Raw genomic sequence first — 15,051 nt, 5'->3', positions numbered from 1 at the left:
CCCCTCCCGCCCCTTCCGCCCCTTCCGCCGTCCGCTTCCGTCGGCTGTCCCGGCTCCCCCGCCGGGGCCGGAACCGGCACCCCCGCCGATCGCCCGATCGCCGGGATCGCGAACCGAATGGAGAGCCCTCATGTCCGTGTCGTCCCCCGCGCGCCTGCGGATGCGCTTCGATCTCCTCGACCTGAACGCCAGCGGCGCGCTGACGTCCGCCGATCTCGCGCTCTTCGCCTCGCGTGTCCGTTCCGTGCTCGGCGTGCCCGCCGACGCGCCCAAGGGCAGGGCGCTGACCGAGGCGTGCCGGCGCTTCTGGGCAGGGCTGGCCGAGGCCGCCGACCAGGACGACGACGGGGAGATCACCTTCGCCGAGTACTCCTCGTTCTCGCACGACGCCGCGTGGTTCGCCGAGTACGGCGAGGCGTACGCGGTGGCGGTGCCCGCCGTGTGCGACCTCGACGACGACGGCCGCATCGAGCGCGACGACTTCCTCGGCTTCCACAGCGCCGCCGGGTTCCCGCTGACGTACTCGACGAAGCTCTTCAGCGACCTCGACACCGGAGGCGCCGGACGGGTGAGCACGGAGAGCTTCGCGGGGTTCCTCCGGGCGTTCTACACCGGCGCCGGCGACCTGCTCTGACGACGGCCGGGACCGCGCTCTCATGCTGGTGTGCGACGATCGCACGGTGAGCCGCGCCGAGTTGACGGCGCTGGCGGACGAACGGGCGGCCGGGCTCGCGGCCCACGGGATCGGGCACGGTGATCTCGTGGGGCTGTGCCTGCCCAACGGCCGCGAGTGGGTGGTGACGTACCTGGCGCTGGCCCGCCTCCAGGCGTGCTGCGTGCCGCTGAACGCGGCCTCCGCCGTCGCGGAGATCGCCCATGTGATCGGCGACTGCGGCATGCGCGCGCTGTTCGTGTCCGCCGAGCGGGCCGAGGCGCTGGCGGAGACGTGCGCCGACCGGGTGCTGCTCTGCCCGGACGGCGCACTGCCCCGCGCCCGGCCCGCACCCGGGCGCGGGTCCGGGCAGTCCCTGCCGACGCGCGCGGCCTGCCTGGCCTACACCTCGGGCACGACGGGCGCGCCCAAGGGCGTCATCCAGACGCGGCGGGCGGTGCGCGCCGGTGGCGCCAACCTGGCCGGGCGGTTGCGGCTCGGACCGGGCGACCGCGTGGTGACGGCGCTGCCGCTGGCGCACACGTACGGGACGAACGTCATGAACGCGGCGCTGGGCAGCGGCGCGGAGCTGATCCTGCTCGACCGCTTCGACGTGGAGACGCTGCTGGAGCGGGCGGCCCGGCACGCGGCGACCGTGGTGGCGGGCGTGCCCACGATGTACCGGCGGCTGCTGGCCCGGCCCGGCGACCTCCTGCCGCCCTCGCTGCGGTGCGGGCTGTCGGCCGGTCAGTGCGCCGGGGAGGACCTGGCCCTGGCCTGGGAGGAACGTACGGGATCCCCGTACGTGGAGGGGTGGGGGATGACGGAGCTGAGTGGCATGGCCACGCTCGCCGCGCCCGAGCTGACCGGCCGCCACGGCACGGCCGGGACGACGCTGCCCGGCGTCCGGCTGCGGGTGGTGCCGGCCGGCGCGCCGGGGCGCGAGGCCCCTCCGGGCGAGCCGGGCGAGCTCCAGGTGCACGGGCCGATCGTCACCCCCGGCTACTGGAACAGCCCCCGCCAGACCGCCGCGGCGATCGGCACGGACGGCTGGCTGCGCACGGGCGACGTGGGCGTCGTGACCCCCGACGGGCGGGTCCGGATCGTCGACCGGATCAAGGACGTGGTCCTGTGCGGCGGCTACTCGGTGTTCCCCGCCGAGCTGGAGCAGGCCATCCGGCGGCATCCGGCGGTGCACGACGTCGCGGTGGCCGGGCTGCCCGATCCCGTCCTGGGCGAGATCGCGTGCGCGTGGGTGGTGGCCGAGCCGGGCGCCGCCCCCACCGCCGAGGAGATCGTCGGGCACTGCCGGGCGCTCCTGGCCGTCCACAAGCTGCCGCGCAGGGTGATCCTCGTCCCCGGCCTGCCGGTCACCGAGCGCGGCAAGGTCGACAAGCGCGCCCTGACCGCGACGGTCTCCGGGAGGGAGTCCGCATGCCGCTGACCGGCCCGCTCGGGCCGCACGCACGCGCCGTCCCGCCGACCGGCCCGCTCAGGCCGCACGCACGCGCCGTCCCACCGACCGGCCCGCTCAGGCCGCACCCCCGCGCCGTGCCGAGCCCGGCGCGCCCGCCTGCGGGAGCCACGCCGTGATCGACGGGCCGCTCATCGTGGGCGCGGGTCCGGTCGGGCTGGCCGCCGCCCTGCTGGCCCGCGCCCGGGGCCTGCCCGCGCACGTGCTGGAACGGCTGCCCGCCGGCGCGCCCAAACCCGGCAGCCGGGCGATCTTCCTGCACCGGCAGACGATCCAGACGCTCGCGGCGGCCTGTCCCGCCCTCGCCGACCGGCTGGCCGCCGAGGGGCTGGTCTGGTCGGGGCGTACGACGTACTGGGCCGGGCGGCGGGTGTACCACCGCGGCTACGGGCCGGTGCACCCCTCGCGCGCGCCGTTCGTCACCCTCCCGCAGCCCAGGACGGAGAAGCTGCTGCGCGAGGCGGGTGAGCGCGCGGGCGTCACCTTCACCTGGGACGCGCGGGCCGACGAGGTGATCCCCTCCGACGCCTCCGTCCTGACCCGCACGACCTGCGGGCGGGAGTGGCGCTCGGCGTACGTCGTCGCGGCCGACGGGGCCGGGTCGGCCGTGCGGCGGCGGCTGGGCGTCCCGCTGAACGGCGAGCGCGGGGGCGAGGCGTTCGTCGTGGTGGACGTCGCCGACGATCCGGCCCGGCCGCTGCCCGGTGAACGGGTCTTCCACTACCGCCATCCGGCCGTGGCCGGGCGCAACGTGTTCCTCGCCCCCTTCGCCGGCGGCCACCGTGTGGACCTGCAGTGCCGCGCGGGCGACGATCCCGCGGCGCTGGCCGCCGACCCGCGCTCCTGGCTGCGGCCGCTGCTGCCGTCCGGGCACGCGTGCGAGATCATCTGGTCCTCCCACTACGTGTTCCGCCAGGCGGTCGCGCAAACCTTCACCGTCGGCCGGGTGCTGCTGGCCGGCGAGGCCGCGCACCTCTTCGCCCCCTTCGGCGCACGGGGGCTCAACTCCGGCATCGCCGACGCGGCCGCGGCGATCGGCGCCATCGCGGAGTCCGCTCCCGGCACGGACGCGCTCGCCGGCTACGACCGGGTGCGACGGGCCGCCGCCGAGCGCAACCGCGCCGCCGCCGGGATGGCGCTGGCGCACCTGACCGCCGCCGATCCGCGCCGCAGGGCCGCGCAACGGGCCGCCGCCCTGGCCGCCCGGGTGCTGCCCCGCGCCGGGGCCTGGCTCGACGCCCGCCCCTACGGACCGGGCGACGCCGGGATCCCCGGCAGCCTCTACTGAACGTTCGTCCCCCCGGAGGTTGTCATGACGCTCTCCAGGATCGCGCCGCGGGCCGTCAGCGCCGCCGCCTTCACCGATCCCCTGACCAGGACCCTGCTCACCCACGCGGGCTCCACCACGAGCCTGCTCGACCACGTCATGAACGAGCCCGTCCAGGTCCACGCCCTGACCCTGTCGGAGGCGACCGTGGGCGAGACGTGCCCCGAGGCCGCCGCGCCGCTCGGCCTGCCCGTCGGCGCGCCCGTCCTGGTGCGCCGTACGACGCTGGGCACCGCGCACCGGGAGGTCTCCCGCAACCTCGTCCTGGCCTCGCCCGACGGGCCGCCCTGGACCGGCCTCCTGCTGCGCTCCTGCGCCGGGCCGCTGGGACGGCACCTGCCCGTGCCGCACCAGCGCCACCCGCTGGGCCACGGCCTGGACGTGTGGGCCCCAGGACGCGCCGCCGTCGCCAAGTGGTACCTCATCGCCGACGGCGCGCGCCCGGCCCTCTTCGTCCGGGAGACCTTCAACCCCGCCCTCTTCGACCCCGCAACGACGGGCGGACGGCGGGCGGGCTGACCGCGACGGGCGCCTCACCCGTGCCGCGGACCCTGCCCAGCAGGAACAGGAACGGCCTCGGGCACCCCCGCAGCTCCATCGCCCCCATCACCAGATCGTCGTCGACCTTGCGGAACGCGTCGTGGACGGGCAGCGCGTCGTAGCACATGGTGGCGGTCACGACGCCGCGGTACTCCGCCATCCGCAGGCGCGCCTGCGGCCTGGTGGTGCGGGTGAGCGGCAGGGCGAGCCTGAACAGCGGGGCCGCCACGGGCAGGCGCGACAGGCGCGGGCGGTTCAGCAGCAGGTTGACGGGCAGGAACGACGGGCTGACCGCGACCGGCCGCCCGTCGCGCCTGGTGAAGACGAGCGGATGGACGTCGTCGGGGCCGTCGAAGCGCTTGCCGTACCAGCCGAAGGTCTCCAGCAGCCCGTCGAGCGGGTGGTCCGACCTGACCTCGCTGCCGCGCCACACGCCGAACAGCTCCTCGACGGCGACGGGGGCGAGGGAGTCGTAGTACCGCAGTGCGGCGGCGCCGTCCGGCCTGGCCCGGAGACCGTCGAGGATGAGCCTTCTGTCCCGTTGTTCGGTACTCATGACGCCCATTTCCCTCGGGAGCGCAAAGTGCGTGCGCCCGTAGGGTAAACCGGTGCGCGCCGGGAACCGCGAGGAACGATGATTTAACCTCATGAGTCCCATCGGCCCGAGTTTGGCGAGTTTTCGAGGAGAATCGAGGCCCTGGCCCGTCCGGTGATCATAGGAGTGAATGGGTGGGGGTAGAGACCTTTGTGGCCCGGCGATCGCCCGTTCGGCTCATCGTGACCGAGCGCGCGACACCGGGCGGGACGACCGCGAGATGCCGGAGGAAGGCGTGACGGGATGAGGCGCTACCGCAACGGCCGCGTCGCGGCGGCTCTGGCGGGTGTGTACGCCTGCCTGGTGGCGGCCCTCGGCGTCGTCTCCATGGTGATCCTGCTCACCGTGCACGATCCCATCCTGGTGTCCGCCGTGGCCCTCATGGTCGTCACGTTCCCCCTCGGGCCGCTGATCTGGTGGGGCTGGTCCCTGCTCCCTCCCGACTCCGTGGACCCGGCGTGGCTCCTCGTGGCCCTCGCGGCGGCGGGGCTGCTGCAGGCGTACCTGATGTGGCGTCTTCTGCGCGGCCCCGCGCTCCATGCGCCGTAGCGTAATAACACTTTTGCGCTTGTCGTAGTGAAACATCTATTTGCCACCTCTCTGACCTTCTTTGTAGGAACTGGGTGGCAGTGTGGAGGTCGGCGGCCGTTACGGCCCGGTGGCCATGGGGAGCCGCGCCGATGTGCTCGCCATGCCACCGGGTCCCCGCGGGAGCACCTTCGCCCGGATGCGGCCCGAACGCGGCCGTCGCAGCCGGCCGATCCGGTACGGCTGACACGTCACCTCGGGGAGGCCGGAGGAAACGCTGTGAGACCCGAAGCGCCAGGCATGGCGGCGCGATGAGCCTGCAAAACCGGCTGGCGCTCTTCACGGGCATCGCGGTCTGCCTGCTCTGCCTGGGTTTCTCCGCCATACTGCTGGGGGTGGACCACCGCGCGGCCACACTGAGCCTCACCGACGAGGTACGCGCCGACGCCGAGCTGGCCGCGTACTACGTCCAGCGGAACGACCACGTCGCCCCGCTGCCCACCATCCCGACCGGCCTGATCCATCCCATCCAGGTGGTCGACGCGCACGGACGGGTGGTCGCCGCCAGCCGTGAGCTGCGCGGCAAGCCCGCGCTGACGGCGCGGATGCCGTCGCCGCAGCGCACGGCCAGCGGTGTCATCTGCGGCGCGGTGTTCGGCCCCGGCCACTGCGACATCGTGGTCGCGCAGCGGGTCTACCGCGACAACGACTCCTGGACCGTCTACGCCGCGTCGCCGTCGCTGCCGTTCTACGTCCACAAGGGGCTCGCGACGGTGCTCCTCATCGGGACGGCCGTCTTCACCGGGGCCGCGGCCGTCTGCGCCCGCGTGCTGATGGCGCGCAGCCTGGCCCCGGTGGCGCACATCCAGCGGCGGCTCGACGACATCCGCAGCACCGACCCGAGCGGCAGGGTCCCGGTCCCGGAGGTCAAGAACGAGATCTACTACCTGGCCGGCAGCGTCAACCTCTGCCTCAACCGGATGGAACGGGCGATCGCGGAGCAGCGGCGTTTCAGCACCGACGCCTCCCACGAGCTGCGCACCCCGATCGCCGCGATGCGCGTGCAGTTGGAGGACGCGCTCATGGCGCCGCAGGACACCGACGTGCTCACGCTGTGCAACGCCGTACTGCCCAGCCTGGACCGGCTGGAGGCGGTCTCCACCGGGCTGCTGATGCTCAGCGGGATCGACTTCGGCGCCCGCGAGCCCGCGCAGGCGGTGGACCTGGCGGAGGTGGTCACCTCGGCGCGGGGCGAGCGGCTCTGGACGAAGAACGTCATCGCCCACCTCGCGCCCGGCGTGCTCGTCGCGGGGCAGCCGTCGAAGCTGCACGATCTGGTCGGCCGGCTGCTCGACAACGCCGAGCGGCACGCGCGTACCACCATCACCCTCGTCGTCCGGCGGGAGGTGGAGCGGGCGGATCGGGACGGCGGGTTCGCGGGCGGCACCGCCGTGCTGGAGGTGCTCGACGACGGCGACGGGATCCCGCCGGACCAGCGCGAGACGGTCTTCGAACGGTTCACCCGGCTGGACGCGGCGCGCAGCAGGGACGCCGGGGGGTTCGGGCTCGGCCTGCCCATCGCCCGGCTGATCGCCGAGAGCCACGGCGGCACGCTGACCGCCCACGACCCGGCACCGGGCACCGGCGGAGCCCGTTTCGTCCTCTGCCTCCCCCTCGCCCCGCATCCGTGATCGCCGAACTCCGGCTCTGCAGGAGCAGGAGCAACCCCCTGACCTGGGCGGGTTGCGCAGCCGTCGATAATCGTTAATTCTTAGGAAGGTTTCCTTTTTATTCCTGTCTTCATCCCCCCAGGAGCACAGGTGCGCAAGAGCACGATCGCTGCCGTGACGGCTGCCACCGGAATGCTGGTTCTCCTGCCGGCGTCCGCGGCCAACGCCCACGGCACCATGTCCAATCCGCCGAGCCGCGTCTACGTCTGCAAGAACGAGGGTCCGGAAACGCCGAAGTCCGCCGCCTGCAAGGCCGCCGTGGCCGCCGGCGGCACCCAGGCCTACTACGACTGGAACGAGGTGTCGCTCCTCGAAGCCGGTGGACGGCACCGCGAGCTGATCCCCGACGGCAAGCTCTGCAGCGCGGGCCGCGACAAGTACCGCGGGCTCGACCTGCAGCGCGCCGACTGGCCCGCCACCCAGGTGCGACCGGGCAGCTTCACGCTGACCTACCACGCGTCCGCGCCGCACGGGAACAGCAACTTCGAGTTCTACATCACGCGTGCCGGCTGGGACCCGACCATGCCGCTCAAGTGGTCCGACCTCGTGCACATCCAGACGTTCAACAACCAGAACCCCACCACGTTCACGAACTGGACCATCAACCTGCCCCAGCGCAGCGGCAGGCACATCCTCTACTCGATCTGGCAGCGCGTGGTGGGCAGCAACGAGGCCTTCTACACCTGCTCGGACGTGGACTTCGGCGGCGGCGGCACGCCCACCCCCACACCCACCCCGACCCCGACCCCGACGCCCACCCCCACACCGACGCCGACCCCCACGCCGACCCCAACCCAGCCGGGTGGCACGTGGAGCGCGGGCACGGCCTACAGGGCCGGTGACCGGGTCACCTACGGCGGCCTGACGTACGAGTGCACGCAGCCGCACACCTCCCTCACCGGCTGGGAGCCCTCGAACGTGCCCGCCCTGTGGAAGCGCGTCTGACCCGTCGATGACCACCTGCGGGCCCGGCCAGGGCCCGCCCACCGGACGAGGCCGGAGCGCCACGCCTGGCCTCGGCCGAGGCCGGGGAGCCGCGCCCGGCCTCGTCCGATGCCCCGTTGCGGCCTGCAGCCGCGGCTCGGCCGATCGCCTAAGCGCGGCTGTAGGCCGCCTTGCGCAGGGTGTTGTCCAGCGCCAGGCGGGCGGCGTCCGTCACGTTCCTGTCGAAGGTGGCGACCACCGAGATCCCGTTGTTCCACATGGCGAAGAACGCGCCGAACTGCCTCGGCGTGGTCGCCGACGACTGCCAGCTCCCGTGGTGGAACACATTGCGGCCCTGCGGGGTCGCGACCACGAACACCCCCAGCGCCGCGCTCGGCGAGCGCGAGTTGGCCTTGGCGTCGATGAACCGGTGCGCCGCCGGGCTCAGCAGCCGCGTGCGGGGGTCGAAGGCGCGGGCGAACATCGCGTAGTCGACGGCCGAGATCTCCCACCCGCCGAACGCCCCCATCGCCCGGGTGCCGGCCCCGATCCTCGCCTGGCCCGCGCCGCGCGGCGCCAGCGCCACCCGGCGGCAGTAGCTCTCGTACGACTCACCGGTGACCGTCCTGATCACGTACCCCAGGAGGGCGTAGTTGATGTTGTTGTAGACGTCGCCCGACGGCATCGTCAGCAGCGGCTGGGCCAGCGCGCGGCGGATGAGGGTCAGGTCGGCGGAGGCGGAGTTCGGCACGTCGCCCAGCCCCTTCTGGGAGGGGTCGGCGGAGATCCTGCTGCGGTGCCGGAGCAACTGCTCGATGGTGATGTCACCGACGGCCCGGCTCGACCACGGCCCGGTCGCCCGGCGGAAACGCGCACCGAGCGAGCTGAGGCGGGTGTCGAAGCGGAGCCGTCCGTTGTCGATGAGCGACATGACGCACACCGCGGTGATCGCCTTCGAGAGCGAGGCCACGGGCGCGGGCGTCTCCGCCGACATCTCGTTGGAGCCGTAGGAGCCGACGAGCTGGTTGTCCCGCATCACGGCCAGACCGGCGTTGCTGATCTTGTTGTCGAACAGCCAGGCCCGGAAGGCGGCGTGGACACGGTCCTGTACGGGAGCCTGGGCGGCGGCGGACACGGCCCCGGCGGCACCCCCGGCCACGGCGGGCACGGCGGCAGCGGCGGGCACTGCGGCAGCGGCGGGGACTGCGGCAGCGGCGGGGACTGCAACGGTGGCGGTGGCGGTCGCCGTGGACACTGCCAGGGCGAGCAGCACCAGGCGCCGAGCGTGCGCGATGAGACTGATCATCGGATCTCCTGTGGCGAGCACGATGCCCCTGCGATGCCGCGGGGCCCCTTCCCTCCACAGATAGCCCGCCCCGCCTGCACCGCACTTGCAGCGCGCATGCCAGCGCCCGGATCCCACCGGGTGACCGATCCGAGCCGTCTTGGGCGACACGGAAGGCCAGTGGAGAACGACCGCGGACGACAGCCCGGCGCGGCACCGGCGTCAGCAAGATCACTGACCCGGCCGGGACGCCTCCCGGGCGGGGTCGGGCCGCGGCACGGGGACCGTTCCGGACACGGCGGCCCCTGTCGCGGCCCCGGTCGCGGTCCCGGTCGCGGTCCCGGTCGCGGCGATGGCCCGGCGCCGGTCGGGCAGGTGGATGAGGCGCCAGGCGATCAGCGCCCCGGCGAGGTAGGCGGCGCCGACGAGGAGGAACGACAGGGCCGCTCCGGCGGTCCAGCCGGGGGCGACGGCCAGGACGGCGCCGATGGAGGCGATGCCGACGAGGGAGCCGACCTGCCTGTTGGCGTTGAGGACCGAACCGGCGATGTTGGCGTGCCGGGTGCCCGCCGCGTCCACCGTGGCCGCCGTCATGGCGGGGGAGATGAAGCCGCCCGCGATGCTGGTCAGGCCGAGGGCGACGGCCGGCATCCAGTACGGGGTGGATGGCGAGAGCGCGACCAGGGCCAGCGAGGCGGCCCCCGCGACCACGAAGGAGACGGCCAGCAGCGGACCGGCCGCGATCCGCCCGGAGACGCGGGCGAAGACGATGTTGCCGACCGGGATGAAGATCGTCAGGGGCAGGATCTCGAGCCCGGCCTGGAGCGGGCCCGCGCCGCGGGCGTGCTGGACGTACAGGCCGATCATGAACAGCGAGCCGTAGAGCGCGGCGTTGAACAGGAACCCGACGGCGTTGGCCCCGGCGAAGCGAGCGCCGCGGAACAGCGTCCACGGCATCACCTGGTTGCCGGTACGGCGCTCGCGGCCGACGAGCAGGACGACGGCGAGCGTCGCGGCGGCGAGGGAGCCGATCACCGGGGCCGAGTTCCAGCCGAGCTGGGGCCCCTCGATCAATGCGAAGCTGATGCCGGCCAGCCCGACGATGACGGCGGCGTGCCCGGGAACCGCCAGCGGCCGGGCGTCCCCCTCCGACTCGGTGATGTACCGGCGGGTCAGGAGCATGCCCGCGAGGCCGACCGGCAGGTTGACCAGGAAGATGCTGGGCCAGCCGAACGCGCCGACCATGATGCCGCCGACCGTCGGGCCCAGCGCCATGGACGAGGAGACGATCGCCGACCAGATGCCCAGCACCTTGGTGCGTTCGCGCGTGTCGGGGAAGGCCCGCACCAACAGCGCGAGCGAGCTGGGCATGAACAGCGCCGCCCCGACCCCCTGCAGGAACCGCGCCGCGATCAGCGTCTCGATGCCCGGCGCCAGGGCGCAGGCCAGCGACGCGCCGCCGAAGATCGCCATTCCCCACATGTAGACCCGTCTGGCGCCCACCCGGTTCGCCAGGCCGCCGGCCAGCATCAGCAGGGCGGCGAAGGTGAGGACGTAGCCGTCCACGGCCCAGGTGAGCTGGGAGAGGGAGGCGTGCAGGCGTTCCTGGATCGTGGCTCCGGCGACCTGCATCACCGTGGCGTCCAGGCTCGCCATGACGAACCCGGCGGCCAGCGCCGTGATCTTCATCGGGCCCGGCAGGACCTTGGACATGATCGACCTCCGACCCCTGAAATCTAAGCGGACGCAACGCGTCCGGATTGACACGCTAACGCAACCGGACGCCCCACGCCCAGTTGAATCGGACTGGAACTGTCCACTTATTGCTAGGCTGTCCGCATGACGGCAACGGCACCCGCGGTGGACCGGCTCCTGGACGACGGCTCGGGCCGGCGCCCGCGGGCCGACGCCCGGCGCAACCTGGAACGCCTCGTCGCCGCCGCCCGCCAGGCCGCCACAGAGGGCGGCGAGATCACCGCCCATGAGATCGCGCGTCGCGCCGGGGTGGGCATCGGCACGTTCTATCGCCGGGTCGGCTCTCTTGAGGCCCTCCTCGAGGCGGTCCTCGGCGAGGTGCTGGGGGAGATCATCGCCAAGGGCGACAAGGGGATGGCCGATCCGGACCCCTGGGCGGGCTTCACCAGCTTCGCCCTGTCCTACATTCACCTCCGCAACGAGCTGTGCGACGTCAACAAGCGCCTCGGTGACGTTCTGGACCACTCCCGAGCCGAGCTGCGCGACCGCATCCGGCTCCTGGTGGAGCGAGCCCAGCGGGCCGGGGCGATGCGTACGGACGTGACCTGGGAGGACGTGGCGTTCCTCATGGTCGCCGCGTCCTCCACCGGGCCCCACACCCTGGGCCTCCAGGCGGGCGCCCGCCAGTGGGACCGCAACCTCCAGGTCGTCCTTGACGGCCTGCGCGCCCCCGCCCCCGGCCCCCTCCCCGGCGCACCGCCCGCCCTGGCCCCCCGACCACAGGACCCCTGACCACAGCCCCCGAGCAGCCGCCGCGTCACGTCGTGGATCTGCCGGGGCCGCCCACCTCACCGCTGGAGGCGGGCGACCGTCAGAACCCCGGCCGGCCGGACCCCTGCTTCCGCAAGGTCTCTTCATGAACCCCGCTTCCACGGGGCCGGTTGCCGCGCCCTCCGCGCACGTCCCCATCCCGCCCGCCTCCACCACCACGGGTGCGGCCGCCGACCGGCCTTCCGGCCGCTGGCCCGGCCTGATCGCCACCGCGCTCACCGCAACCGTGGCGGTGATGCCCGGTTTCGCCGTCGGCGCGCTCGCCACGTCGATCGAAGCCGACCTGAACAGCTCCCGCAGCGCGCTCGGCCTCGCCATGAGCGCCTTCAACGCCGCCACCGCCCTGGGCTCACCCATCGCCAAGCGCCTGGCCACCCGGCTGCCCGGCTGCCCGTACCGGCCTCGCTCGCGATCGCCGCGCTGGCCGCCGCCGTGGTCATGACCGTGACCGCGCAGGTACACACCCTGACCGGCTGACGGCGCGGCTCGTCGCAGGCGGCCTGGCCAACGGGCTCGTCCAACCGGCGGCCGGACGCCTGATCGCCGCCCGCGCCCCGGCGCACGCCGCTCGCCGGCCACCGGCCTGGTGGGCGCGGCACTCGGCGCGGCCACACTGCTGCCCGGCGTGCCGGTGGCATTCGTCGTGCCGCAGTACGGCTGGCGCGTCTCCATGCTCGTGGCCGGGCTGATCGCCCTGCTCCCGATCGTCCTCGCCCCGCTGGCGAAGACGCCCGCTCCCCCTGCGCCCGCTCCCCCTGCGCCCGCTCCCTCTGCGCCCGCTCCCACTCCGGCCGCTCCCACTCCGGCCGATTCCCCGACGGCCGGTTCGCGGACGGCCGATTCACGAACGGCCGGTTCGCGTACGGCCGATTCCCCGACGGCCGGTTCCCCGACGGCCGGTTCGCGGACGGCCGCGGGCGACAACCGATCGTTGTCCCAGCGACGACCGGCCGCGTCCTGGTGCTATGGGCGCTGGCCGCCGCGCTCTCGGCGACCGGCAACAACGCCGTGGCCACCTACTTCGTCCAGCTCGGCGGCCACGCAGGACTGCCCGCTCCCCTCACCGGCAACCTGCTGTCACTGAGCGCGGTCCTGGCCATCGCGGTACGGCTGGCGGCCGGCGCGCTCACCGACCTGGCCCCCCGCCACAACCCCGCCGTCATCACGGCCATGATGGCGACGGGCGCCCTCGGCCTGGTCCTGATCGCGACCGGCTCCCCAGTGCTGTTCGTGGCCGGTGCCGTATTGAGCTTCTCGGCGGGCTGGGCCTGGACCGGCCTGCTGCTGGCGACCACCCTGCGCCTGGTGCCCAGCCGGACCGAGAGCGCCGGCCGCACCGTCCAGGTGGGCATCTACAGCGGCGCCTCCGTCTCTCCCTTCGCGTTCGGCGCGCTGTCCAGCATGCTCGGCTTCACCGGCACCGCGCTGATCGCCGCCCTCGCCGCCCTCGCCGCCATGGCGGCCGCCGCGGCCGCCATGGCGGCCATGGCGGCGGGCGCGCTGACGCTCCGGCGTCGAAGGGCAGACACGCGTCGTCACGCGGCCCGCTCGGCCCGCGCCAGTGCCCCGCGCGACGAAGGTCGCTAACATGTCGGAGATGACGCCTGTGGACGCGATGTCCGTGTCACCGGTCGGCACCCTCTTCGGGGTCCCTTTCGGCGACGACCTGTCAGCGAGCAGGCTCGTCGTGTTGGGCGTGCCCTTCGACATGGGCTATCACCCCACCAGAGTCGGCGCGCGTTCCGGTCCCGCGCATGTGCGGACGCACTCGGCCCTCGTCGCCGAACATCTCGACGGGTTCGGGGCGAACCTGCTCCGGGAGCTGGGCGTGGTCGACGCGGGCGACGTCGACGTCCTGCCGGGCGATGTCGGCAGGAGTTTCCCCGCGATCGAGGCGGAGGTCTCGCGCATCCTCGCGGCGGGTGCGGTGCCGCTGACCCTCGGCGGCGACGGGGCGGTGACGCTCCCCCAGCTCCGCGCACTGAAGCGGCAGCGTGAAGGCGGCTTCGCCGTCCTCCACTTCGACGCGCACACCGATGCCTACGACGGCATCTACCCCTACGAGTACAACAACGCCAACACCTTCGTCCACGCCGTGACCGAAGGGCTGATCGACCCCGCCTCGTCGCTGCACGTGGGCATGCGCGACACCGCCCACCGTGGTCACCCCGGCATCGTGGGCGTGGCCCGCGACCTGGGCTACGAGGTCGTCACCATGGACGAGTTCACGGCGATCGGCGTGCCCGCGCTCGTCGAGCGGATCCGCGCCCGGTTCGACGGCGTCCCTGTCTATCTGTGCTGGGACATGGACGTGTTCGACCCTTCGGCCGCGCCCGGCGTGGTCACGCCGTCCTGGGGCGGGATCTCGGTGCGGGAGGGGCTGAGCATCCTGCGCGGGATGCGCGGGCTCGAGTTCGCCGCCTTCGACGTCAACACCGTCAGCCCGCCGCACGACCACGCGGGCCTGACCGGCAGCCTCGCGGCTCAGGCCGCGATGGAGTGCGTCTTCCTCCTGGACGCCTCTCCGCGCTGACGGCGCACGCCTGACCCGTCCGCCAAGATCCCTCCTGTTAACCCGTGAGTTGTCTTCCTGCCATTCGCCCCATCCACGCGTACGCAAGGGTGCCAGTGAGACGGCAGAGCGGGCACGGGGAGTGGGAACTGTGACGACGGATCAACGGCGCCGCGGCACCGGCAGCGGACGGTTCCTGTGGGAGTTCATCAGATCGCCCCTGCGTACGGCCGCGCTGCTGCCGAGTTCGGCGGAGCTGGCGGAACACATGGTGGTGGGGGTCGCGGAGCGCGGAGAGCCGGTGGTGGTGGAGCTGGGCGCGGGCACGGGCGCGTTCACCTCCGCCATCCAACGGCGGCTGAACGGCCGCGGCAGGCACGTCGTGGTGGAGCTCAACGACCGGTTCGCGGCGGAGATCGCCCAGGCGTACCCGTCGGTCGAGGTGGTGTGCGACGACGCCGTACGCCTGCCCGCCCTGCTGGCCGGACTCGGCGTGTGGAGGGTGGACGTCGTGGTCAGCGGGCTCCCGTGGGTCGCCTACGCCGGGGAACCGCCGCTGATCGAGTCGGTCGCCCGGGTGCTCTCGCCCGAAGGGGTCTACACGCAGTTCGCCTACAACTGGACGCGCTGGGCCGCGCCGGCCCGGCGGCTGCACGGTGGCCTGCGGGCGCAGTTCGAGGAGGTCGTCACCACCATGACGGTGTGGCGCAACCTGCCACCCGCAAGGGTCTACGTCGCCCGCCGCCCCCGCACCCGTACCGGCCCCCACGCCCACGCCCACCGGACGGACGACTCGCTCACCTCCGACCAGCTCACCTCCGACCAGCTCACGTCCGACCGGCCCACCTCCGGGCGGTTCACCCCGGACCGGTTCACCTCCGACCGGTTCGCCTCCGGCCAGTGAGCCGCCGAACGTGGCGGTCCTCCCTCGCCCGGCGGGGCGGCCGGGCGGACCGTC

15 protein-coding genes are annotated in these 15,051 nt (G+C 73.5%); 12 read left to right on the top strand and 3 right to left on the bottom strand.

Annotated elements, in window-relative coordinates; translation table 11 throughout:
- Positions 1–130 precede the first annotated feature (130 nt).
- The 4 genes from ACZ6S0_RS32305 (at position 131) to ACZ6S0_RS32290 (ending at position 3,972) form a co-directional block, all read left to right on the top strand.
- A complete protein-coding gene (locus ACZ6S0_RS32305; RefSeq protein ID WP_465923082.1) occupies positions 131–634 on the top strand; it encodes an EF-hand domain-containing protein in 504 nt (167 codons plus the stop codon).
- A gap of 22 nt (positions 635–656) precedes the next feature.
- Positions 657–2,096 (top strand): class I adenylate-forming enzyme family protein, encoded by a 1,440-nt coding sequence (locus ACZ6S0_RS32300; protein WP_465923081.1) that lies wholly within the window; start codon positions 657–659, stop codon positions 2,094–2,096.
- A 145-nt stretch (positions 2,097–2,241) separates the two neighbouring features.
- Positions 2,242–3,414: an FAD-dependent monooxygenase gene (locus ACZ6S0_RS32295; RefSeq protein WP_465923080.1), complete on the top strand. Its 1,173-nt coding sequence runs from the start codon at positions 2,242–2,244 to the stop codon at positions 3,412–3,414.
- Positions 3,415–3,438: 24 nt separating this feature from the next.
- Positions 3,439–3,972 carry a hypothetical protein gene (locus ACZ6S0_RS32290; protein WP_465923079.1) on the top strand — a complete coding sequence of 178 codons (534 nt, stop codon included), beginning with the start codon at positions 3,439–3,441 and terminating at the stop codon, positions 3,970–3,972.
- On the opposite strand, the gene ACZ6S0_RS32285 is transcribed toward ACZ6S0_RS32290, so the two are convergent.
- Entirely contained in the window at positions 3,920–4,549 is a 630-nt protein-coding gene (locus tag ACZ6S0_RS32285) for a DUF4334 domain-containing protein (protein ID WP_465923078.1), read from the bottom strand. The genes ACZ6S0_RS32290 and ACZ6S0_RS32285 overlap by 53 nt on opposite strands.
- Positions 4,550–4,831: 282 nt before the next feature.
- Between ACZ6S0_RS32285 and ACZ6S0_RS32280 the strand changes: the two genes are divergently transcribed.
- From ACZ6S0_RS32280 to ACZ6S0_RS32270, 3 genes are all read left to right on the top strand, one after another.
- A complete protein-coding gene (locus ACZ6S0_RS32280) occupies positions 4,832–5,137 on the top strand; it encodes an SCO4225 family membrane protein (RefSeq protein ID WP_465923077.1) in 306 nt (101 codons plus the stop codon).
- Positions 5,138–5,427: 290 nt separating this feature from the next.
- On the top strand, positions 5,428–6,807 hold the full coding sequence (locus tag ACZ6S0_RS32275) for a sensor histidine kinase (protein WP_465923076.1): 1,380 nt from the start codon (positions 5,428–5,430) through the stop codon (positions 6,805–6,807).
- A gap of 129 nt (positions 6,808–6,936) precedes the next feature.
- Positions 6,937–7,791 (top strand): lytic polysaccharide monooxygenase, encoded by an 855-nt coding sequence (locus ACZ6S0_RS32270; protein ID WP_465923075.1) that lies wholly within the window; start codon positions 6,937–6,939, stop codon positions 7,789–7,791.
- A 148-nt stretch (positions 7,792–7,939) separates the two neighbouring features.
- Here the strand turns inward: ACZ6S0_RS32270 and ACZ6S0_RS32265 are convergent, their stop codons facing one another.
- Both ACZ6S0_RS32265 and ACZ6S0_RS32260 read right to left on the bottom strand, forming a co-directional pair.
- Positions 7,940–9,076 carry a serine hydrolase domain-containing protein gene (locus ACZ6S0_RS32265; protein WP_465923074.1) on the bottom strand — a complete coding sequence of 379 codons (1,137 nt, stop codon included), beginning with the start codon at positions 9,074–9,076 and terminating at the stop codon, positions 7,940–7,942.
- A 210-nt stretch (positions 9,077–9,286) separates the two neighbouring features.
- Entirely contained in the window at positions 9,287–10,768 is a 1,482-nt protein-coding gene (locus ACZ6S0_RS32260) for an MFS transporter (RefSeq protein ID WP_465923073.1), read from the bottom strand.
- 126 nt (positions 10,769–10,894) lie between these two features.
- Here ACZ6S0_RS32260 and ACZ6S0_RS32255 point away from each other — a divergent pair, with 126 nt between their 5' ends.
- From ACZ6S0_RS32255 to ACZ6S0_RS32235, 5 genes are all read left to right on the top strand, one after another.
- A complete protein-coding gene (locus tag ACZ6S0_RS32255) occupies positions 10,895–11,542 on the top strand; it encodes a TetR/AcrR family transcriptional regulator (RefSeq protein WP_465923072.1) in 648 nt (215 codons plus the stop codon).
- Between the two features lie 124 nt (positions 11,543–11,666).
- Positions 11,667–12,023, top strand: a complete 357-nt coding sequence (locus tag ACZ6S0_RS32250) for a hypothetical protein (protein ID WP_465923071.1) — start codon at positions 11,667–11,669, stop codon at positions 12,021–12,023.
- Positions 12,024–12,541: 518 nt separating this feature from the next.
- Complete coding sequence (locus tag ACZ6S0_RS32245; protein WP_465923070.1) at positions 12,542–13,168, top strand: MFS transporter; 627 nt, start codon at positions 12,542–12,544, stop codon at positions 13,166–13,168.
- Positions 13,169–13,178: 10 nt separating this feature from the next.
- Complete coding sequence (locus tag ACZ6S0_RS32240; RefSeq protein ID WP_465923069.1) at positions 13,179–14,114, top strand: arginase family protein; 936 nt, start codon at positions 13,179–13,181, stop codon at positions 14,112–14,114.
- A 130-nt stretch (positions 14,115–14,244) separates the two neighbouring features.
- The gene (locus ACZ6S0_RS32235) at positions 14,245–14,997 is read left to right on the top strand and encodes a class I SAM-dependent methyltransferase (RefSeq protein ID WP_465923068.1); all 753 of its coding nucleotides are present in this window, start codon (positions 14,245–14,247) and stop codon (positions 14,995–14,997) included.
- Positions 14,998–15,051: the final 54 nt, after the last annotated feature.

The organism is Nonomuraea sp. NPDC051298, assembly GCF_055586305.1.
Note: the sequence above shows the minus strand (reverse complement) of the source record. Positions and strands in the feature narration are given on the sequence as shown.

Coding starts and splice junctions, on each gene's coding strand:
- ACZ6S0_RS32275 (WP_465923076.1), top strand. CDS start 5,428: ATGAGCCTGCAAAACCGGCTGGCGCTCTTCACGGGCATCGCGGTCTGC.
- ACZ6S0_RS32305 (WP_465923082.1), top strand. CDS start 131: ATGTCCGTGTCGTCCCCCGCGCGCCTGCGGATGCGCTTCGATCTCCTC.
- ACZ6S0_RS32285 (WP_465923078.1), bottom strand. CDS start 4,549: ATGAGTACCGAACAACGGGACAGAAGGCTCATCCTCGACGGTCTCCGG.
- ACZ6S0_RS32290 (WP_465923079.1), top strand. CDS start 3,439: ATGACGCTCTCCAGGATCGCGCCGCGGGCCGTCAGCGCCGCCGCCTTC.
- ACZ6S0_RS32260 (WP_465923073.1), bottom strand. CDS start 10,768: ATGTCCAAGGTCCTGCCGGGCCCGATGAAGATCACGGCGCTGGCCGCC.
- ACZ6S0_RS32300 (WP_465923081.1), top strand. CDS start 657: ATGCTGGTGTGCGACGATCGCACGGTGAGCCGCGCCGAGTTGACGGCG.
- ACZ6S0_RS32265 (WP_465923074.1), bottom strand. CDS start 9,076: ATGATCAGTCTCATCGCGCACGCTCGGCGCCTGGTGCTGCTCGCCCTG.
- ACZ6S0_RS32280 (WP_465923077.1), top strand. CDS start 4,832: ATGAGGCGCTACCGCAACGGCCGCGTCGCGGCGGCTCTGGCGGGTGTG.
- ACZ6S0_RS32240 (WP_465923069.1), top strand. CDS start 13,179: ATGACGCCTGTGGACGCGATGTCCGTGTCACCGGTCGGCACCCTCTTC.
- ACZ6S0_RS32250 (WP_465923071.1), top strand. CDS start 11,667: ATGAACCCCGCTTCCACGGGGCCGGTTGCCGCGCCCTCCGCGCACGTC.
- ACZ6S0_RS32255 (WP_465923072.1), top strand. CDS start 10,895: ATGACGGCAACGGCACCCGCGGTGGACCGGCTCCTGGACGACGGCTCG.